The organism is Enterobacter cloacae complex sp. P29RS (assembly GCF_014893445.1).
Classification (GTDB): domain Bacteria; phylum Pseudomonadota; class Gammaproteobacteria; order Enterobacterales; family Enterobacteriaceae; genus Enterobacter; species Enterobacter intestinihominis.
Genome location: NZ_JADBPZ010000016.1, coordinates 77483 through 95485 on the forward strand (window position 1 = coordinate 77483; position 18003 = coordinate 95485).

Below are 18003 nucleotides of genomic sequence, written 5' to 3' on the forward strand. Positions count from 1 at the left end.
TTATGCTGGTAAAACGGTCAATCTGTTGGCTATTCAACCGATTAAACGCATTTTGGCTATTTTTAAAGCGAACGAATGCGCGCACCCTTTACAGCGCACGGTGAGGTGTTTATAGTTCGCCTCACTTAGGAAGCGTGGCCGAGCGGTTGAAGGCACCGGTCTTGAAAACCGGCGACCCGAAAGGGTTCTAGAGTTCGAATCTCTACGCTTCCGCCAAATTCAAAACCCCTGCGATAGCAATATCGCAGGGGTTTTTGCTTTTGTTCTGGCTCTCCGCCATGTTACCCATGTTATAGCTTATCGTGATCCCGGCGTCGGCCTTACAGACCTGAGCTTTTACGCACCAGGTATCCGCGATGTTCGAGGGCGTCAGCACCGCTTCGGGCGCACCCGTGGCTGCGATCTGCCCGGCCTTCAGGAGGATCAGACGCTGGCAATAATTGGCCGCAAGATTGAGATCGTGCAGTGCAACCACCACCGTAAGCGGCAGCTGTGAAACGAGCCGCATCAGCTCCAGCTGGTGCTGAATGTCCAGGTGGTTTGTCGGTTCATCGAGCAACAGCACCTGCGGCTGCTGGGCCAGCGCGCGGGCTATCTGACTTCGCTGTCGTTCTCCGCCTGACAAAGAGTGCCATCGCCGCTGGCGTAAGCTGCATAACTGCATCAGGCCAATCGCCTGTTCAACCGCAGCCTCATCGTCGCGCGTGGTTCTCTGGAATGTTTTCCGGTAGGGCGTACGCCCCAGCCTGACAATATCCTCAACGGTCAGTTCCCCGTCGATCTCAGCATGTTGCGGGACAAACGCCATGTGCTGCGCCCGTATTTTCAGCGGCATCAAGCCAAGCGTTGTGCCATTAAGCGCAACACGTTCGCTGTGTCGTGGAAACAGCCCGGCGAGGCAGCGCAGCAGCGTCGACTTGCCTGAGCCGTTTGGCCCTAACAGGCCGACAATCTGCCCGGATGGCAGGTCGAGATCGATATCCTTAAGCACCGTCTGCGCCTGTCGGGTTACGGTTAACCCGGCCACTGTTATATTCATGGATGCTCCTTTCGGTTTTGATAAAGCAACGCCACAAAGACGGGGGCGCCCACCAGCGCAGTCACCACCCCGATGGGCAGAACCTGGTGCACGATCAGCGTGCGTGAGACGATATCGGCAAGGATCATAAAGTGGGCGCCGATGAGAAACGTCAGCGGGATCGAGCGGCGATGGCCCGGCCCGCATAGCATGCGCGTCACATGGGGAATGACCAGCCCGACAAACCCCACTGCGCCTGTAGCGCTCACCAACGTGGCGGTGACAACGGCACAGGTCAGCAATAAGACTATACGCACGGCGGTAACCGGGATCCCCAGCGTGGTGGAGACCTCATCCCCGAAGGTGAAGGTGTCCAGCGCCCGGGAAAAGAGCAATACCACCAGTAAACCCGCAAGCGTAACGGCCAGCGCCAGCAGCGCGTCAGGCCAGCGCACGCCGCTCAGACTCCCCATCAGCCAGAACATGACGCTACGGGACTGCTCGGCATTGGCGGACGTGCTGACGACGTACGCGGTCATGGCGTTGAAGAGCTGGGTGCCCGCAATACCGGCCAGCAAAATGCGCGACGGGCTTTCACTCATCCCGTTTGTAATCACCATGATGAGCGCAAAGGCGGCGCAGGAGCCGACAAACGCACCGCTGCTCACGCCAATCACGCTTCCCCCCATGCCGAGAAGCATCACGCAGACGGCCCCCAGCGAGGCGCCCGCGGAAATCCCCAGCAGATAAGGCTCAGCCAGAGGGTTACGCAGGATCGACTGTAACACCAGCCCGCACAGCGCCAGGCCACCGCCGCTGCACGCGGCCATCACTGCCCGGCTCATGCGATATTGCCAGACGATACCCTCCTCCGTTTGTGGCAACGCATAAGAGGTCAAACCCAGTCCGTTGAGGATCGCTTTCCCGGTACTGGCATACGACACCGGCATATCACCGATACTGGCGGCAAAAACCAGCATTAGCGGCAGCGCCATGACGCCTGCTGCCAGTAAACCTTGCTGGCGGCGGTCAAAAGCGAAATGACTCATTGTTCATCCTGGAAAGAAGCCAGCCGATCGCTGATAAGCTCAACCGCATCGACGTTACGTAATGAAGGGTTTAACGACATCGCCGGCACCACAATAATGTGGTTGTTCCTGACCGCAGGCATGTTCTTCGTCACCGGGTCATTACGCAAGAATGCTTTTTTTACCTCAACGTCATCGGCAGGGTAGAGCCTGCGGGACATCCCGGCGATAACAATCACGTCCGGCTGCGACTGGGCAATATGTTCCCAGGTTACAGCCGGCCATTCGTCATGAGAGTCAATAATGTTCTTCAACCCCAGCGTGCGGCTGATCCAGCCAGGCGCGCCGTAATTCCCCGCCACCCAGGGATCGCCATTCAGACGGCTACTTGAGAACCAGAATACGACGCGAAGCGGTTTCGCTGAGACGCGCGCCTGGGCCTTTTTGATACGTTCCGTCAGCGTATGATTAAGCTGCTCACCTCGCGCGGAAACATCAAATATCGTCGCCAGATCTGTCACTTCCCGTGTGATTTCGGCCAGCGAAAACGGCGCGCTGCGTGCTCCGTCTGCGTTTGACTTTTCCGTCACCGCTTTATCCGTGCAGTCGGCAGGAGAGATCCACGTATTAATCCCCAGCGAGGCAAACTGCTCACGGGTGCCCACTTCTCCCTGCGGACCAATGTGCCAGTGATACTGCGCGAGAACGAGCTCAGGTTTCTGTCCCACCACGGCTTCAAAGGAGGGGGAATTATCTGCAAGCCGAGGGATATTTTTCCCGGCATCTGCCAGCGGATCCGGGAGCTTGCCGAACCAGACCGACGTTGCGGCGATCTTTTTCTCCAGCCCGAGTGCGAGCAGTAATTCTGTTTCATGCTGTCCCACGGTCACGACGCGCTGAGGAGCCTGCGCAAAGGTCTGCTTTACGCCGCAATTTTCAATCGTGAGGGGCCAGGAGGTTGCTGAGAAAGCGGCAGGCGCCGTAGAGAGCAATAAAGCCAGAAATAACCCTTTTTTAAGTAACATAGAACACAATCCCAAATTGTTATGTTATAACATAATACATATATTGTGATTGAGAGCAACACGCTCACCGTCGCTTGTTGCAGAAACGAAAGGCTGGACTATTCTCAACATACCCACCTGGCATTCGCGGGTTGCCTGAAAAACAACAAGATTTCTGATTTGGGGTAGTGAGGATGAAAAAGATCCTGCTCGCGTTTGCGTTCTGTTTTGCCTCCCTGAGCGCCTTCTCATCGTATGCCGCTGAGCCCCGCCAGGCGCCTTCTGAGCAGGAGCGCGCCCGGACGGTCTATATCTTTCATCAGCCGATCGTCATGCTTCAGGCGAAATTTGGCCTGACCACGCCGGAGGAGCGCGTTTTACGCATCCGCAACACCCTGCGCAATTTTACCGAGGCGGACGTGCGTGAGCCGCTCACTATCGTCCCCGTGACCCGCTATAACCAGCAGGGGCGGCTGATCGTGATGAACGGTAAGCCCGTGATGCTGCTGACGGAAGGGGATTTGGACGAAGGGGACGATCTCACCCTCGATCAGGCCGCGCAGCGCGTGCTGGCGCGCATGGAAGCGCAGAGAATGGCCCTGCGCGATCAATACGATACCGGTTGGCTGGCGCTGTCGACGGTAAAAGCTGCCGCTGGCCTGCTGGCGCTTTTGCTGCTCTGCTATGGCGCCTGGCGATCCTGGCGCTGGTTTCGACGCGTCTACCGTCTGCGTATTGTGGAGAATCGCAGCCGGGTGCCGCAAAGCTGGCGGCGGTACATTGGCGCCATTGAGATTCGGCTTTACGCCTTGCTGATGTTCCTGTTGGGTTTAATCGGCTTTTACGTCTGGCTGAGCTGGGCATTCAGTCTGTTTCCGTGGACGCGGGTGTGGGGCACGTCGCTGGGAGACTGGTCGCTTCGCGTGGTGCAGCAAATTGCCCTGGCGATTGTCTCGGCTTTGCCGGGGCTGACGATTGTTCTGATCATTTTCCTCATTACCGCTTTTATTCTGAAGCTTCTGAGGATGGTGCTGAATCAGGTGGAGGCTGGTCGTCTGCAACTTCCCGGCGTACATCCGGAAACCGTGGGGGCAACCCGTAAGCTCATTTCCGTCGCCGTCTGGCTATTTGCTCTCTCCGCTGCCTGGCCGTTTCTCCCCGGCGCAAACTCACTGGCGTTTAAAGGTATTAGCGTCTTCTTCGGCCTGATGTTAACGCTGGGTTCGGCAGGGGTGATGAACCATGCCATGAGCGGTCTGGTCCTGATTTACTCCCGCGCACTGCGTAAAGGCGATGTCATTCGGGTGGCGGATAACGAAGGTAAGGTCAGTGAAATAGGCATGCTGGCGACCAAAATTATTACCCGGGAAAATTATGTCGTTACCGTGCCCAATGCGGTGGTGGTGAGCGGTAAGATCACCAACCTTAGCGCGCTACAGCCCGATGGCAGCCTCAATCTGACGGTCAGCGTCACTATTGGTTATGACACCCCATGGCGTCAGGTGCATGCCATGCTGGAGCTGGCCGCGAAACGGGCAAAAGGGATTGATCTTTCTGAGCCGCCGCTGGTGCGCCAGTTAGGGTTAATGGACTGGTATATCGCCTACGAGTTGCAGGTTCGTCTGCTGCCCGACCAGTCCCTCGCGGTTGCCCGCAATGAACTGCATAGCCAGATACAGGATGTGTTTAACGAATTTAACGTGCAGATCATGTCTCCGAATTTTGTTATGCAGCCAGAGGGCAGCGTAATGGTTGCCAAAGAGAACTGGTATACCGCGCCCGCCAAACCCCCTCAGGGCGAAACCTGAGGCCCCGGTTTTCCCAAGGTAAGCCAAAAGATCACAGTTTCTGATCGACAATCGCCGATTTTATACGGGTCATCGCCAGAATGTTTTTTGAACGCATATTCAATTTCTCGAGGATCCTCACGCGGTAGGTGCTGGTCGTTTTTTGTGACAGTTGCAGCTTTTTCGCGATTTCATGATTTTCCATATGGAAAAGCTTTAGCACGTCATATTCGCGTCGGGTAAAGGAGTGTGTCCTGAGCGCCCGATAAAAACGCATCAGCTGCTGAAAAGGGTGAGCAGTAAAATGCATCGACGAATAGATAATATTATCAATTCTCACCGCGCTGTTGGCTTCTATCTCATGCATCAGGACAATGTAATCACGCTTGACTTTTTTGACCTGCTGAATGGTTTTATTGCGTAACTTATCCTGTTCAACCGCAATGATAAAATCCAGCTCGGGATCGACCTCATAAAGATGGTGAATATCCTCCTCATCGCGAATCAAATGGGTAGATGTCAGTGAGCTTGAGACACCGTGGCAAAGGTAATAGTTATCGCTGATAAAAATAAAATTCATAATTAATGGGCAGGGTTTTAGATAAAATTCATTAAAAATCTAAGAGGCTTAATCTGTAGTATTTTCTGCCAGACAGCGGCGAGGTCGACGACCCCGGCCATCGACAGCAGAACCAGAATAATCAGCAGCGTAGATAGCGTTATCGCAAACATAAAACGCGTAATTTTTTTCTGCATTTTTTGCTGATGCGTTACCCGCTGGTCCTCTTTTTCATACTCGACCATGGTGGTAATAGCCTGGCCCTGCACGTAGTACACCTTACCCTCTTCGCTGAGATCGCCCGTGATCACGAGCGACTCAAGTAAGAGCGCGATTTTTCTGCTAAACGACTCATTTTTGATATGTTTATACCAAAGTGTGCCGTAAAGCATGGCGATCACTTCCCGCTGGGTGAAACCAGACGAAACGCGCGAAGGGCGCTGGTTGACGTAGTCGGTCACCAGCAGCCTGAGCAAGTTGTAACGGTCCCGGCTGATGGTTTCTGAATCAGATTTCAGGCCAGAAATACAGCGCCCTTTCAGACGAGCCAGGGCCGTTTTTAAGGTGATGATTTTCGTATAATGGTCAAAGGCAAACGGGATAATGCCTTTGTAAGCCTGAAACCCATTGCGCTTATAGTGAATGATTTCAGCCTGCATTTCGCTGATATCTTCCACGCTCATACTGACATCTTCGCTTTTATGCATCGGGCAGAGCACAACGTTGCTGCTTTCGTGCTTCTTCAGAATATAACGCGTATTGTCGGCATCTTTTAAGTACACCAGAAAATAGTCATGCGGGTTGTTTTTTTGCGCACCGTTCTGGATCAGCCACGGCAGAAATTTACGCCAGAGAATAAGTCTGTAGTTATCGGTATCGAATAATTTCATGGAAAATCTCTTATCGCAGTGACCTGCGTGAATAGGGTCTTACAAGGGCATATTGAGGTGGTAATGTTGCACGGATAAGCTGCGGTGTATGAAAAAGAGTCTAGATCACAAACTTTCATTCTAATAAGTTTATGTGATGTAAAAATAAATGTTTACATTTTAGCCAGCCGATGACGAAGAAGTGATCGGAGCGGAAGGGAATGACGCAAGAAGCTCAACGTAATGCAATTTCCTGCTTTACATCATGCTCAGAGATGTTTATAGTGCGCCTCACTTTGGAAGCGTGGCCGAGCGGTTGAAGGCACCGGTCTTGAAAACCGGCGACCCGAAAGGGTTCTAGAGTTCGAATCTCTACGCTTCCGCCAAATTCGAAAACCCTGCGATAGCAATATCGCAGGGTTTTTTCGTTATTCCAGCCCCAGCGTATACTGTGCGATTTTGAAGTAGATAATGAGCCCGGTACCGTCGATCAGCGTGGCGATAAACGGCGCGGAAACGACCGCCGGGTCGATTTTGCAACGTTTCAATACCATCGGGATCACCGATGAGACAATGGCGCTCCACAGCGTAATGCAGACCAGCGTCAGGCTGACGATAAGCGTGATTTCCATCCCAATGCCCATCATCCAGGCACGAACGCAGCCCGCCAGGCCCAGCGTGGCGGCAATCATTAACGAGGTGCTCATCTCTTTGCGCAGCACGCGACCCACGTCGCGAAGGTGGACTTCACCCAGCGCCATGGCGCGCACCAGCGTCGAGGTGATCTGCGTCCCGCTGTTTCCGCCGGTGCCAATCAGCAGCGGAATAAAGAACGCCAGCGCAATGGCGGATTCCAGCGCCTCTTCAAAATGCTGGATCACCGAGCTGGTATACGCTTCCGCGACAAACAGCAGCAGCAGCCAGACGGAGCGTTTCTTCCACAGGCTAAAGGCGCTGGTTTCCAGATAGGGCTTCTCCAGCGGCAGCGTTGCCCCCTGAAGCTGGGCATCTTCAGTAACGTCATCTTCCAGCAGATGGGCGATTTCACGCTCGGTAAGGCAGCCCACCAGCTTGCCGTGGGTCACCACCGGTACGACATCCGCACCTGCGTGCGCCAGCAACCCGGCGACATCCGCCCGCTCATCTTCCGGTTTAAGCTGGATAAAATCCGATATCATCAGCCCCTTAACGGGCTGTACGGTATCCGTGGCCTGCAATAATTTACGTACGGCAATCAAACCCGCGAGGCGACCGTTGTCTTCGATAAAAATATGTGACGGAATATCATCATCTTTTAATTTTTCAAAGAACTGCTCGCGTGCCAGAGCTACGCATAATGAAATATCAATAACGATAAAATCGGTATTCATATATTGCGCGATGGCGCTGTCGTTAAAAGCCAGATTATGGTTGTGAATAGCGTAAGACATTGTAACTTCCCTTTGAATAATAAAATCTCTCAGGGGCGAGCAAGACAGGGCATGTCGGAAAGGAGATCCCCACGTCCTGGGTTCAGCACTGTACACCGTATCCCGTAAGGGAAGTTATACTGGCAAAGCCTTGATTCGACAGTGCCTGTTTTACCCTGTGCCGGTTCTCTCGAACCCACCAGAGCGATAACGTGTATTTGTACAGGAGCCTCGCCATAACGAGATCGTTGTAAAACGTGAGGGATAATACGCTTATTTAAAATGGCTGCTGAGGAATTTAAATAATGTTTAAGTATGGTTTAAATGAATATTATTGAATGAATGTTGACGTTTTATTTAACTATTTTCACTTCTAATGGGGAATTCTGATGTTACCGGGGAGAGTAAAATGGCATGGCTGGACACGCTGCTGGATCATTTTGCGCATTATCCAACGCATCTCTTCGCGTTGCTCGTTGTTATGGCACTGAGTAAATCAACGGTACTGATCTCTTCCGTGCTCCCGCCCGCATCGGTCATGCTGCTGGCGGGGATTGCCGTCAGCCAGTCGAGTATGCATCCGGCGCTGACGTGGCTGGCGGTGGTGATGGGCGCTACGGCAGGATCGGTGCTGAATTACCATATCGGCCAGCTGATGGGGCATACCCGGCGAGTGTCACGCTTCACGGCAAAACATGCCGGGAAGTTTTTGCGGGTACAGCACCAGCTGCATAAAAATGGCCTGCTGGTGTTGTTCACCTCGCGTTTCCTGGCGGTACTGCGCTATATCGTGCCGCTGGCGGCGGGCATGCTCAGGCTGAGCGCGATAAAGGTTTACGCCATCAGCCTGCTTTCAGCCTGCGCATGGGCGGCGCTGTATGTCGGTATCGTCACCAGCATCAGCCTTCGAATCAGCGAGTCACGTATTCATCAGTTTGAGAAATGCTTCCCGAAAAACCTGTCACGAATCTGTCACACTCAATGCGACATTAAAAAAACGTGTGAGGAATTAGGGATGAGAAAAGCACTACTTGCAGTTGCCGTGGCAGGTACCCTTGCCGTGACCTTTGGCGCACAGGCGCAGGACACACCGGACGGCTATCAGCTGGAACAGGTACTCATCATGAGCCGCCACAACCTGCGTGCGCCGCTCGCCAATAACGGCAGCGTGCTGGAGCAGTCCACGCCGAAGCAGTGGCCGGAGTGGGACGTCCCGGGTGGACAGCTCACCACCAAAGGGGGCGTACTGGAAGTGTATATGGGTCACTATATACGCGAGTGGCTGGCAGAGCAGGGGATGGTGAAGACGGGTGAATGCCCGCCAGCGGGTACCGTCTATGCCTACGCCAACAGCCTCCAGCGCACCGTGGCGACCGCGCAGTTCTTTATCACCGGCGCGTTCCCGGGGTGCGATGTGCCTGTGCATCATCAGGAAAAAATGGGCACCATGGACCCCACCTTCAATCCGGTCATTACCGATAATTCCCCTGAGTTTCGTGAGAAAGCGCTGAAAGCGATGGAGACAGAACGGCAGAAAATGCAGCTGGATGAAAGCTACAAACTGCTGGAGCAGCTGACAAACTATAGCGACTCGCCGTCCTGCAAGGAGAAAAAAGTCTGTTCCCTGACGGAGGCGAAAGATACGTTCAGCGCCGATTATGAAAAAGAGCCGGGTGTCTCCGGGCCGCTGAAAGTGGGTAACTCGCTGGTGGATGCGTTCACCCTACAGTATTACGAAGGATTCCCGGCAGACCAGGTGGCATGGGGGGAAATCAAAACCGATCAGCAGTGGCGCGTGCTGTCGAAGCTGAAAAACGGCTACCAGGACTCGCTGTTTACCTCGACGGACGTGGCGCAGAACGTGGCTAAACCGTTGGTGAAGTACATTGATAAAGCGCTGGTGACCGAACAGGCCAAAGCGCCAAAAATTACCCTGCTGGTGGGGCACGACTCCAACATTGCCTCGCTGCTGACCGCGCTGGATTTCAGGCCGTATCAGCTGCACGACCAGCAGGAACGAACCCCGATTGGCGGTAAAATTGTCTTCCAGCGCTGGCATGACAAAAACACTAACCAGGAGCTGATGAAAATTGAGTATGTCTACCAGAGTTCAGAGCAGTTGCGTAATGCCAGCGTGCTGTCGCTGCAATCTCCTGCGCAGCGCGTGACGCTGGAGCTGAAGGGCTGTCCGGTAGATGGCAACGGCTTCTGTCCGATCGATAAATTCAATGCGGTGATGAACAACGCGGCGAAATAGAAGAAAACCCCCCGCGCGGGCGGGGGGAACATTCAGACGTTTTTACGTTCGATGGTTTGCTCGCCCCAGAACAGCGAGTCTTTGTCGGTTTTTTCGAAAGCGCGAACCAGCACTTCATCGTTGCCTTCTTCCCAAATCTGCTCAGCCAGCTTTTCGTCATACCTGGCGACTTCAAAGATGGCTTCTGCAATCTCCGGAGAGGTATTGCGTAAACTTGCCCATTCGCCCACGTGGTGAGCTTTGGATTCTTGAGTTGGCATACTTGTCCTCCTGTTGGGTTAGCCGTTCAGTTTTTTGGCAAGACCCGCGACGTATTCACCCTGATAGCGGGCGATCGAAAGTTCTTCATTGCTTGGCTGACGTGAACCATCCCCACCGGCAATGGTTGTCGCGCCATACGGTGTCCCGCCACGAACCTGGGAAACATCGAACAGTTCCTGCGCGCCGTAGCCAATCGGCACAATCACCATCCCATGATGTGCAAGGGTAGTCCAGGTTGAGGTGATCGTCTGCTCCTGGCCGCCGCCTGTGCCGGTAGAGCTGAACACGCTGGCCAGCTTGCCGTATAACGCGCCGGAGGCCCAGAGCCCGCCCGTCTGGTCGAGGAAGGTGCGCATCTGGCCGGACATATTGCCGAAGCGGGTCGGGGTGCCGAAGATAATGGCATCATAGTCTGCGAGCTCCTGCGGGGTGGCGACCTGGGCGTTTTGTGTTTTTCCCCCGGCTTTGGCGAAGGCTTCCGCCTGCATGGTTTCCGGTACGCGTTTAACCACAACCTCAACGCCGTCTACTCTGTTTGCGCCTTCTGCAACTGCGTGAGCCATGGTTTCAATGTGTCCATACATGGAATAATAGAGCACCAGAACTTTTGCCATTTTGCATCACTCCTCGTTGGTTTTTCTTACAGCGGATCGCTGCGTTACTTTAAAGATATGACATCACGGCCAGACTGCAAAAATGAACGGCATTTATTTGATATATAACAATATCTTTTCGTTATGTGCTTTGTAGCAAAATGAAACAACTTTAGCGGCGCTGATTTTTCAAAATATAAGAATGGCTTATGGATGACCTCCTCAATATTTCATACGAAAGGCTGAGATCATGTTGCAGAATATTACCTCTCGCTTGCCGGATAGCCGCATTACACTAAGCTTAGTTTCACGCGGCACAGATAAAGGCACTGTCCTTGAGCCGCGAGGTGAAAGAATCCTCTTTTACTGAATGCAATATGATGTCTAATGTTTCACACTCTGGAGGTTAGAGATGGCAAACCATCGTGGTGGTTCAGGTAATTTCGCTGAAGACCGTGAAAGAGCATCAGAAGCAGGTCGTAAAGGTGGCCAGTCTAGCGGGGGCAATTTTAAAAACGACCCTCAGCGCGCATCAGAGGCTGGCAAAAAAGGGGGTAAAAATAGCCACGGCAGCAACAAGTAGTACGCCGGGTTAACTCTCTGCCGCCGGGTTTCCCGGCGGTTTTTTTATGTCTGCTACATTGAACTGTAATCTAAGGCATCGCACACTACAGGATTGATTCTTCGTGCTGGTGTCCCATGTCCGTTTCCCGTTTTACTTTCTCCATTAAGCCTCAGGAAGCCATCCTGATTTTGATCACCATGTTCTGGGGCGGAACCTTTCTTGCCGTTCAGTACGCGGTCACGATGAGCGATCCGTTTTTCTTTGTAGGGCTGCGTTTTGCAACCGCGGCGGTTGCCGTGGCGCTTATTTCGCTGAAAACCCTGCGCGGGTTGACCCTGACAGAGCTTAAAGCGGGTGTCGCTATTGGCGTGGCGATTGCCATGGGCTATAGCCTGCAAACGTGGGGGCTTCAGTCTATCTCCAGCAGTAAATCCGCTTTCATCACCGCCATGTACGTACCGCTGGTGCCGCTGTTGCAGTGGCTGTGCCTGGGCAGAATACCGGGCCTGATGTCGTGCATTGGTATCATGCTGGCGTTCATCGGCCTCATTTTATTAGCTGGGCCGGAAAATAATCTGCTGGCGCTGGGGCCGGGAGAGATCATCACGCTGGTGGGGGCCGTTGCCATTGCGGCAGAAATTATTTTGATTAGCGCCTGGGCAGGAAAAGTGGACGTCAAGCGGGTGACGGTCGTGCAGCTTGCCACCGCGTCGCTGGTGGCGTTCGCGACGATGGTGCCGGCAGGGGAGTCCGTCCCGCCGATGTCTACCGGGCTTATCGTCGTGGCGCTGGGGCTGGGCGTTTTTAGCGCCATTATTCAGGTCACCATGAACTGGGCGCAGCGCAGCGTATCTCCGACACGGGCGACGGTCATCTATACCGGTGAACCGGTGTGGGCGGGTATTTTCGGGCGACTCGCCGGGGAGCGTCTGCCGTTGCTGGCGCTGGTGGGCGCGGCATTTATTGTCGCCGGGGTGCTGGTGAGCGAGTTAAAGTTAAAAAAACGACGTAAGTCGATTGCCGGGTTGGGCTCTGAACAAGGGGCAGATAGCTAACAACGCGCACGCTGCCCGTTTTGCCCGGCGGCGCTTCGCTTGCACGGGCCTACAATTGGCATGTAGGCCGGGTAAGCGTAGCGTCACCCGGCTATTTCAGGTTCAGGGGGTGATGGGTTCCGCTTGCGCTTCATCCCCTTTGCGGCGGCTAAGCAGGGCGTTGAGCAGGATCGCGCCGAAGGTCGCCGTGCCAATCCCGCCCACCGTAAACCCGCCCAGCGTCAGGGCGAAGTCGCCTGCGCCCAGCACCAGCGTGACCGCCACCATGATCAGGTTACCGTTCTGGCTCAGATCAACATGATTCTGCACCCAGATGCGTGCCCCGGCGACGGCAATCAGACCAAATACAACAATCGAGGCGCCGCCAATCACGGGTGCCGGGATGGTGTGGATCAATGCGCCGAATTTTGGGGAAAAGCCGAGCAGTATCGCCATCACCGCCGCCGCCACGAAGACCAGCGTCGAGTAGACTTTGGTCACTGCCATCACGCCGATGTTTTCCGCGTAGGTCGTCACGCCGCTGCCGCCGACCGAGCCGGAGAGCATGGTCGCCAGACCGTCTCCCACAAACGCCCGCCCCATATACGGGTCCATATTGCGCCCGGTCATTCCCGCTACGGCTTTCAGGTGGCCCAGGTTTTCAGCCACCAGAATCACCGCGACAGGCGCGATGAGCATCATCGCCTGAGCGTTAAAGGTGGGTGAGGTCACCTGGGGCATGCCGAACCAGGCGGCCTGGTGAATCAGTGTGAAATCAACTGGCTTGCCGAGACCAAACACGTTCGCCAGCAGCGCGTAGATCAGACAGGCCGCAATCAGCCCGACCAGAATCAGCAGCCGCTGGATCATCCCGCGCGTAAAGACCGCCACCACGCCGATGCACAGCACCGTAATCACCGCCATCCAGCTTTCAAACGGCGAGCCGGATACGCTCTTCACCGCAATCGGCGCGAGGTTCAGGCCTATCGCCATCACCACCGCCCCGGTGACGACGGGGGGCATCATCCGCTCGATCCAGCGCGTGCCGACTTTCATCACCACCAGACCGGTCACGGTGTAGACCAGCCCACAGGCGATAATGCCGCCGAGGGCCACGCTCAGGTTGGGGTTAATGCCCTGACCGTTAAACCCGGTCGCTGCAATAACGACTCCCACAAAGGCGGCGCTGGAGCCCAGATAGCTGGGCACGCGCCCGCCGGTGACAAAAAAGAACAGCAGGGTACCCATACCCGACATCAAAATGGCGAGGTTAGGATCCAGCCCCATCAGCATGGGCATTAGCACCGTCGCACCAAACATCGCGACCGCATGCTGCACGCCCATCACCATTGTCTGCCCGAGCGGGAGCCTTTCATCCGGCGCGACCACGCCTGCTTCTGTGGAGGTCGATTTCAACTGCCAGTGGGGAAGTCCGAACATGTTCTGTCTCCTGAATGCGGATTAACAGGCGGGTCGCATAAGTGCGTGATAGCCGCGGTCGAACCACACCAGCCCTTGCGGTGCCGGGTGGCGAACGATGGATACGATGTCGCAAAACAGAATGTCGTGGGTGCCGACGCTAACCACCTGGCTGATGCGGCAGTCGAACGAGGCCAGGGCATTTTCCAGACGTGGACAGCCCGTGTCGCCTGTCTGCCAGCGGGCAGCGGCAAAGCGTTCCGCCATCGGCGTTTTACCGCCAAACAGGTTGGATAATGGCTCCTGTCCGGCACTCAGCGTGTTAACGCACAGGGTGCGGTTCTCGCTGAAAATCGGCCAGACGGACGCGCCACGGTTGAGGCAAACCAGCAGAGTGGGCGGGGAATCGGTCACGCTGCATACCGCGCTGGCGGTAAAGCCCGCCATTCCCGCAGGGCCGTCGGTGGTGATGATATTGACCGCCGCACCGACGCAGGCCATGGCATCACGGAAGGTTTGTTGATCGGGTGTCGTCATGATGGCTCCTTACGCCAGCCCGCAGGCGTCTTCGAAGGTCAGACGCGGTAAGCGCCCATAGACTTTGCTCATATCGCCATAACCGATGTTAATCAGCAGATTGCTTTTAAGCAGCGTGCCCGTGAAAAAGGCCGCGTCCACTTTTTCCCGGTCAAAGCCGGACATCGGCCCGGTGTCGAGCCCGAGCGCGCGGCAGGCGAAGATCAGGTACGCGGCCTGCATCGAGCTGTTGCGAAAGGCGGTCTCTTCCGCCAGTGCGGGGCTGGAGGTAAACCAGCTTCTGGCATCGCCGTGCGGGAACAGTACAGGCAGGCGCTCATAAAACTCGCTGTCCCAGGCGACAATTGCCGTGACCGGGGCGGTGAGCGTTTTCTCAAGGTTGCCGCTGGAGAGCGCCGGGCGCAGCTTCTCTTTTCCTTCCGGGCTTCGCACAAAGACAATGCGCGCCGGGGAGCAGTTGGCGGACGTCGGCCCCCATTTCATCAGGTCATAAATCTCGCGCAGCGTCTCGTCACTGACCGGTATATCCAGCCAGCCGTTATGGGTACGTGCGCCGGTAAACAGCGTTTCCAGCGCGGCGGGCGTGATGGCTTCGCTCATTCAGGCTCCTTACAAAGCGGGTTCAGGGCTGTGCAGCAGGCTGGCAAGCCCGTTCAGCAGCAGCGTGTTAAAGATGTCCGGCGCGGTCACGTTGCAGGCATGCCCGCCCTGGCGCATGACCGTTTTGCGGGCGTGCGGGAGGGCGGCGTGCAGTTCCGCGGAGCAGACGGACGGCACCAGCAGATCGTCGGTGGAACAGATAATCTGCACGGGGCAGCGAACGCGTGCAGCGTGGCGGCTGAAATCGGCCTGTTTCAGCGCATGCAGCCTGCGCAGCAGATTGGCTTTGCCCTGGAAATGGGCCAGCGCCAGCGCTTCCTCGGCCTCCAGCCGCGGAGCGCGGGCAGCCATCCAGTCTGCCGGGTAAAGAAACAGCGGCTGTGCCTCTACCCACGCCTGAGCCCCGCCCGCATGCAGCAGACGTTCGCGAACGTCAAAACAGCGTCGGGTATGGGCATTGAGGGTCAGCCAGCCGTTGACACAAACCAGCGCGGTGAGGGCGTCAGGCTTATCGATAGCCAGCCGCAGGCCGACCAGCGCCCCCAGCGCGTGGCCGACCACGCAGTAACGGGCGATCCCGGCCCCGGCTAACGCCAGTGCGAGCTCGTCAGCCATGTGTGCGAGGGTGTAGTCTTCCGGCAGGGTATCCGGGTTATTCCCCGTGCCCCGCTGGTCGTAGCACACCACCTGATACTCCTGCCCCAGCACGGCGAGCTGAGGCAGCCAGTAGCTCCCGCTGCCGCCGAGCCCGGCAATCAGCACCACCACGGGCGCGCCCGCAAAGGGGGGCGGGGAAATGGACAGTTTCATGGCGGCCTCACTTCGCGATGTGCGCAACGGTGGCAATTTCAACCAGCGCTTCAGGCTTTACCAGCCCGCACTGGATGCAAAATCGCGCCGGTTTATCGCCGGGGAAAAACTCCGCGTAGATCTCGTTAATCGCGGCGTAGTTTTTCCAGTCGGTGATAAAGATGCTGTTGAAGGTCACGTCCTCCATCGTGCCACCCGCCGTTTCGATCACGGTTTTGATCGTCTCCAGCACGTGGCGGGTTTGCGCCTTTGGGTCATCGATAAACACCACGTTGTTGTCTTTATCAAACGGCAGCGTGCCTGAGACATACACCACGCCGTCGGCGAGGGTACCGGGGACAAACGGGGCTATCGGGGTGCTGGTGCCCGGCGGAATAATCACGGATTTCGGCATAGCGGTTCTCCTCAGGCGATGCGGGCGAGCGGGGGATCCAGCGCGTCGCAGAAATCATTGACGTTACTGACCCAGCCAAAAAAGGTTTCGATATTGAACAGGGCGGCTTTCTGGGCAAAATCCGGCCCGGCCTGATGGGTAGCGTCTTCCAGCACCACGCCAAAATACTCGAGGAAGAAGCCGTCGCGCAGGGTGGACTCCACGCAGACGTTGGTGGCAATGCCCGTAAAGACCAGATGACGAATGCCCCGGCTGCGCAGCAGGCTGTCGAGCGGGGTATTGAAAAAGCCGCTGTAGCGCGGTTTCGGCAGTACGATATCGCCAGCTTCCGGTACCAGCTCATCCACCAGCTGATAATCCCAGCCGCCTTTCGCCAGCAGCGTACCCTGGAGTTCAGGCCGTTGGCGCATGGTTTTCAGGGCGTTGGATTTGTGAAAGTTGGGTGAGCCGGGACCGCCAGCTTCGACGTACTGGTCGTCCCAGCCGTTCTGGAACCAGACGATCAGCATGCCCGCAGCACGCGCGGCGCTCACGGCGGTTTTGATATTCTCAATCACCGGCTGCGTGGCCGTGACGTCGAACCCGGCCAGATCCAGATACCCGCCTTTACTGGCATAGGCGTTTTGCATATCCACCACGATCAGCGCGCTCTGCTGCGCGTCAAAGGTGATGGCCTCCGGGCGAGCGTTGAGGGTCGTCATTACGCCACCTCCTTCGTCACGGCAGGGATGTGGGCGCGGCACTGCATCAGCGGCTGAATACGCTCGCCGAAGGTTTCCACGCCGGTGAGAAAATCATCGAAGGTCAGCAGCACGCCTTCGGCGCCGGGCACGGCAGCCACTTCGTCGAGCATTCTGGCGACGCTGGCATACGAGCCAACCAGGGTGCCCATGTTGATATTGACGGCAGACGTCGGGTCGGCCATCTGGCGAACGTTGGTGTCCGCGCCGGAGCGGGTATCCTTCTGGCTCTGCTCGGTCAGCCAGCTCAGGGCTTCCTCGTCGGCGCCGTCCTTGTATCGTTCCCATTTGGCGCGCGCGGCGTCGTCGGTTTCGTCGGCAATCACCATAAACAGCACGTAGGAGCCCACGTCGCGCCCGATTTTGTCGGCGGCCGCTTTCATGCGTGCCGCGGTGGGCGCGAAGGCGGCAGGGGTGTTAACGCCTTTGCCGAAGCAGAAGTTGAAGTCGGCGTATTTGGCGGAGAATTCCATCCCCGCGTCGCTCTGCCCGGCGCAAATCACCTTCATCGGCACCGACGGCTGGGGGCTGACACGGCAGTCGTTCATGGTGAAGAAGTCGCCTTTGAAATCGCTTTTGCCGGTGCCCCACAGATCGCGCAGCACCTGCACGTATTCAGTCAGGTAGTCGTAGCGACGGGAGAAGTAATCGTCACCCGGCCAGATCCCCATCTGCTCGTACTCCGGCTTTTGCCAGCCGGTGACCAGGTTAACGCCAAAGCGCCCGCCGGAGATGGAGTCGATGGTGGAGGCCATCCGCGCCACGATTGCCGGGGGAAGGGTAAGGGTGGCGGCGGTGGCGTAAATCTGGATGCGCGAGGTTACCGCAGCCAGGCCCGCCATCAGGGTAAAGGACTCCAGGTTGTGGTCCCAGAATTCGGTCTTACCGCCGAAACCGCGCAGCTTGATCATCGAGAGCGCAAAGTCGAAGTGGTAATGCTCCGCTTTCTGCACGATGGCTTTATTCAGCTCAAAGGTCGGCATGTATTGCGGGGCCGTGGTCGAGATAAGCCAGCCGTTGTTGCCGATCGGTACAAATACGCCAATTTTCATCACGAACCTCTCTTCATTACGTCGCAGGTGTCACGACGTTTTTGCAAAGGGAGTGCCAGTTTTGAAA

Annotated in this window: 19 protein-coding genes, 2 tRNA genes, 1 pseudogene and 1 riboswitch; of the genes and pseudogenes, 7 read left to right on the top strand and 15 right to left on the bottom strand. The window is 56.2% G+C overall.

The features are described 5' to 3' along the window. The first annotated feature begins 128 nt into the window (after window positions 1–128). Window positions 129–216, top strand: a tRNA-Ser gene (locus tag IM282_RS13595). Here the strand turns inward: IM282_RS13595 and IM282_RS13600 are convergent. Genes IM282_RS13600 through IM282_RS13610 form a run of 3 tightly spaced genes read right to left on the bottom strand, consistent with a single transcriptional unit; the run spans window position 203 to window position 3071 of the window. Then, a complete protein-coding gene (locus IM282_RS13600; RefSeq protein WP_226839877.1) occupies window positions 203–1039 on the bottom strand; it encodes an ABC transporter ATP-binding protein in 837 nt (278 codons plus the stop codon). The two genes, IM282_RS13595 and IM282_RS13600, sit on opposite strands and share 14 nt — an antisense overlap. Then, window positions 1036–2067 carry an iron ABC transporter permease gene (locus IM282_RS13605; protein ID WP_038415793.1) on the bottom strand — a complete coding sequence of 344 codons (1032 nt, stop codon included), beginning with the start codon at window positions 2065–2067 and terminating at the stop codon, window positions 1036–1038. The genes IM282_RS13600 and IM282_RS13605 overlap by 4 nt, the downstream gene beginning before the upstream one ends. Continuing rightward, window positions 2064–3071 carry an ABC transporter substrate-binding protein gene (locus IM282_RS13610; protein WP_048965530.1) on the bottom strand — a complete coding sequence of 336 codons (1008 nt, stop codon included), beginning with the start codon at window positions 3069–3071 and terminating at the stop codon, window positions 2064–2066. The genes IM282_RS13605 and IM282_RS13610 overlap by 4 nt, the downstream gene beginning before the upstream one ends. Window positions 3072–3244: 173 nt before the next feature. On the opposite strand from IM282_RS13610, the gene IM282_RS13615 reads away from it, so the two are divergent. Further along, the gene (locus IM282_RS13615; protein ID WP_023299754.1) at window positions 3245–4858 is read left to right on the top strand and encodes a mechanosensitive ion channel family protein; all 1614 of its coding nucleotides are present in this window, start codon (window positions 3245–3247) and stop codon (window positions 4856–4858) included. A 31-nt stretch (window positions 4859–4889) separates the two neighbouring features. Here IM282_RS13615 and IM282_RS13620 read toward each other — a convergent pair whose 3' ends face one another. Next, complete coding sequence (locus tag IM282_RS13620; RefSeq protein WP_045308871.1) at window positions 4890–5417, bottom strand: helix-turn-helix transcriptional regulator; 528 nt, start codon at window positions 5415–5417, stop codon at window positions 4890–4892. Between the two features lie 17 nt (window positions 5418–5434). Continuing rightward, window positions 5435–6286 (bottom strand): hypothetical protein, encoded by an 852-nt coding sequence (locus IM282_RS13625; RefSeq protein WP_023299756.1) that lies wholly within the window; start codon window positions 6284–6286, stop codon window positions 5435–5437. Between the two features lie 277 nt (window positions 6287–6563). On the opposite strand from IM282_RS13625, the gene IM282_RS13630 reads away from it, so the two are divergent. Continuing rightward, window positions 6564–6651, top strand: a tRNA-Ser gene (locus IM282_RS13630). 42 nt (window positions 6652–6693) lie between these two features. Here IM282_RS13630 and IM282_RS13635 read toward each other — a convergent pair. Next, window positions 6694–7695 carry a magnesium transporter gene (locus IM282_RS13635; RefSeq protein WP_023299757.1) on the bottom strand — a complete coding sequence of 334 codons (1002 nt, stop codon included), beginning with the start codon at window positions 7693–7695 and terminating at the stop codon, window positions 6694–6696. A 60-nt stretch (window positions 7696–7755) separates the two neighbouring features. Further along, window positions 7756–7925: riboswitch (M-box (ykoK) riboswitch) on the bottom strand. 287 nt (window positions 7926–8212) lie between these two features. Here IM282_RS13635 and IM282_RS21900 point away from each other — a divergent pair. Then, window positions 8213–8554, top strand: a pseudogene (locus tag IM282_RS21900) (DedA family protein); the annotation flags it as partial. 135 nt (window positions 8555–8689) lie between these two features. After that, window positions 8690–9931: a bifunctional glucose-1-phosphatase/inositol phosphatase gene (agp, locus tag IM282_RS13640; protein WP_032624509.1), complete on the top strand. Its 1242-nt coding sequence runs from the start codon at window positions 8690–8692 to the stop codon at window positions 9929–9931. Window positions 9932–9963: 32 nt separating this feature from the next. On the opposite strand, the gene IM282_RS13645 is transcribed toward agp, so the two are convergent. After that, window positions 9964–10191, bottom strand: coding sequence for a YccJ family protein (locus IM282_RS13645; protein ID WP_022647674.1), 228 nt, complete (start codon window positions 10189–10191; stop codon window positions 9964–9966). Between the two features lie 18 nt (window positions 10192–10209). Further along, a complete protein-coding gene (wrbA, locus tag IM282_RS13650) occupies window positions 10210–10806 on the bottom strand; it encodes an NAD(P)H:quinone oxidoreductase (protein ID WP_022647675.1) in 597 nt (198 codons plus the stop codon). 391 nt (window positions 10807–11197) lie between these two features. Between wrbA and IM282_RS13655 the strand changes: the two genes are divergently transcribed. Both IM282_RS13655 and IM282_RS13660 read left to right on the top strand, forming a co-directional pair. Next, window positions 11198–11368 carry a general stress protein gene (locus IM282_RS13655; RefSeq protein ID WP_001273664.1) on the top strand — a complete coding sequence of 57 codons (171 nt, stop codon included), beginning with the start codon at window positions 11198–11200 and terminating at the stop codon, window positions 11366–11368. 116 nt (window positions 11369–11484) lie between these two features. Next, window positions 11485–12405: a DMT family transporter gene (locus tag IM282_RS13660; protein ID WP_046618403.1), complete on the top strand. Its 921-nt coding sequence runs from the start codon at window positions 11485–11487 to the stop codon at window positions 12403–12405. A 102-nt stretch (window positions 12406–12507) separates the two neighbouring features. Here IM282_RS13660 and rutG read toward each other — a convergent pair whose 3' ends face one another. The 7 genes from rutG to rutA are packed head-to-tail and all read right to left on the bottom strand — an operon-like array spanning window position 12508 to window position 17936. Next, window positions 12508–13824 (bottom strand): pyrimidine utilization transport protein G, encoded by a 1317-nt coding sequence (rutG, locus tag IM282_RS13665; protein ID WP_192970485.1) that lies wholly within the window; start codon window positions 13822–13824, stop codon window positions 12508–12510. A gap of 21 nt (window positions 13825–13845) precedes the next feature. Continuing rightward, window positions 13846–14340 carry an NADH-dependent FMN reductase RutF gene (gene rutF / locus IM282_RS13670; protein ID WP_023299762.1) on the bottom strand — a complete coding sequence of 165 codons (495 nt, stop codon included), beginning with the start codon at window positions 14338–14340 and terminating at the stop codon, window positions 13846–13848. A 9-nt stretch (window positions 14341–14349) separates the two neighbouring features. After that, entirely contained in the window at window positions 14350–14940 is a 591-nt protein-coding gene (locus IM282_RS13675) for a malonic semialdehyde reductase (RefSeq protein WP_022647679.1), read from the bottom strand. Between the two features lie 9 nt (window positions 14941–14949). Then, window positions 14950–15750 carry a pyrimidine utilization protein D gene (gene rutD, locus IM282_RS13680; protein ID WP_022647680.1) on the bottom strand — a complete coding sequence of 267 codons (801 nt, stop codon included), beginning with the start codon at window positions 15748–15750 and terminating at the stop codon, window positions 14950–14952. A gap of 7 nt (window positions 15751–15757) precedes the next feature. Then, window positions 15758–16144 carry a pyrimidine utilization protein C gene (rutC, locus tag IM282_RS13685; protein WP_015570870.1) on the bottom strand — a complete coding sequence of 129 codons (387 nt, stop codon included), beginning with the start codon at window positions 16142–16144 and terminating at the stop codon, window positions 15758–15760. A gap of 11 nt (window positions 16145–16155) precedes the next feature. After that, window positions 16156–16845, bottom strand: coding sequence for a pyrimidine utilization protein B (rutB, locus tag IM282_RS13690; RefSeq protein ID WP_192970486.1), 690 nt, complete (start codon window positions 16843–16845; stop codon window positions 16156–16158). Beyond that, window positions 16845–17936: a pyrimidine utilization protein A gene (gene rutA, locus IM282_RS13695; RefSeq protein ID WP_023305836.1), complete on the bottom strand. Its 1092-nt coding sequence runs from the start codon at window positions 17934–17936 to the stop codon at window positions 16845–16847. The genes rutB and rutA overlap by 1 nt, the downstream gene beginning before the upstream one ends. Window positions 17937–18003: the final 67 nt, after the last annotated feature.

Bases quoted from the DNA above. Each gene is read 5' to 3' on its own strand.
- IM282_RS13635 (WP_023299757.1), bottom strand. From the start codon at position 7,695: ATGTCTTACGCTATTCACAACCATAATCTGGCTTTTAACGACAGCGCC.
- IM282_RS13675 (WP_022647679.1), bottom strand. From the start codon at position 14,940: ATGAGCGAAGCCATCACGCCCGCCGCGCTGGAAACGCTGTTTACCGGC.
- rutG (WP_192970485.1), bottom strand. From the start codon at position 13,824: ATGTTCGGACTTCCCCACTGGCAGTTGAAATCGACCTCCACAGAAGCA.
- wrbA (WP_022647675.1), bottom strand. From the start codon at position 10,806: ATGGCAAAAGTTCTGGTGCTCTATTATTCCATGTATGGACACATTGAA.
- IM282_RS13645 (WP_022647674.1), bottom strand. From the start codon at position 10,191: ATGCCAACTCAAGAATCCAAAGCTCACCACGTGGGCGAATGGGCAAGT.
- agp (WP_032624509.1), top strand. From the start codon at position 8,690: ATGAGAAAAGCACTACTTGCAGTTGCCGTGGCAGGTACCCTTGCCGTG.
- IM282_RS13615 (WP_023299754.1), top strand. From the start codon at position 3,245: ATGAAAAAGATCCTGCTCGCGTTTGCGTTCTGTTTTGCCTCCCTGAGC.
- IM282_RS13600 (WP_226839877.1), bottom strand. From the start codon at position 1,039: ATGAATATAACAGTGGCCGGGTTAACCGTAACCCGACAGGCGCAGACG.
- IM282_RS13605 (WP_038415793.1), bottom strand. From the start codon at position 2,067: ATGAGTCATTTCGCTTTTGACCGCCGCCAGCAAGGTTTACTGGCAGCA.
- rutD (WP_022647680.1), bottom strand. From the start codon at position 15,750: ATGAAACTGTCCATTTCCCCGCCCCCCTTTGCGGGCGCGCCCGTGGTG.
- IM282_RS13625 (WP_023299756.1), bottom strand. From the start codon at position 6,286: ATGAAATTATTCGATACCGATAACTACAGACTTATTCTCTGGCGTAAA.
- rutB (WP_192970486.1), bottom strand. From the start codon at position 16,845: ATGACGACCCTCAACGCTCGCCCGGAGGCCATCACCTTTGACGCGCAG.
- rutA (WP_023305836.1), bottom strand. From the start codon at position 17,936: ATGAAAATTGGCGTATTTGTACCGATCGGCAACAACGGCTGGCTTATC.
- IM282_RS13660 (WP_046618403.1), top strand. From the start codon at position 11,485: ATGTCCGTTTCCCGTTTTACTTTCTCCATTAAGCCTCAGGAAGCCATC.
- IM282_RS13610 (WP_048965530.1), bottom strand. From the start codon at position 3,071: ATGTTACTTAAAAAAGGGTTATTTCTGGCTTTATTGCTCTCTACGGCG.
- rutF (WP_023299762.1), bottom strand. From the start codon at position 14,340: ATGACGACACCCGATCAACAAACCTTCCGTGATGCCATGGCCTGCGTC.
- IM282_RS13620 (WP_045308871.1), bottom strand. From the start codon at position 5,417: ATGAATTTTATTTTTATCAGCGATAACTATTACCTTTGCCACGGTGTC.
- rutC (WP_015570870.1), bottom strand. From the start codon at position 16,144: ATGCCGAAATCCGTGATTATTCCGCCGGGCACCAGCACCCCGATAGCC.
- IM282_RS13655 (WP_001273664.1), top strand. From the start codon at position 11,198: ATGGCAAACCATCGTGGTGGTTCAGGTAATTTCGCTGAAGACCGTGAA.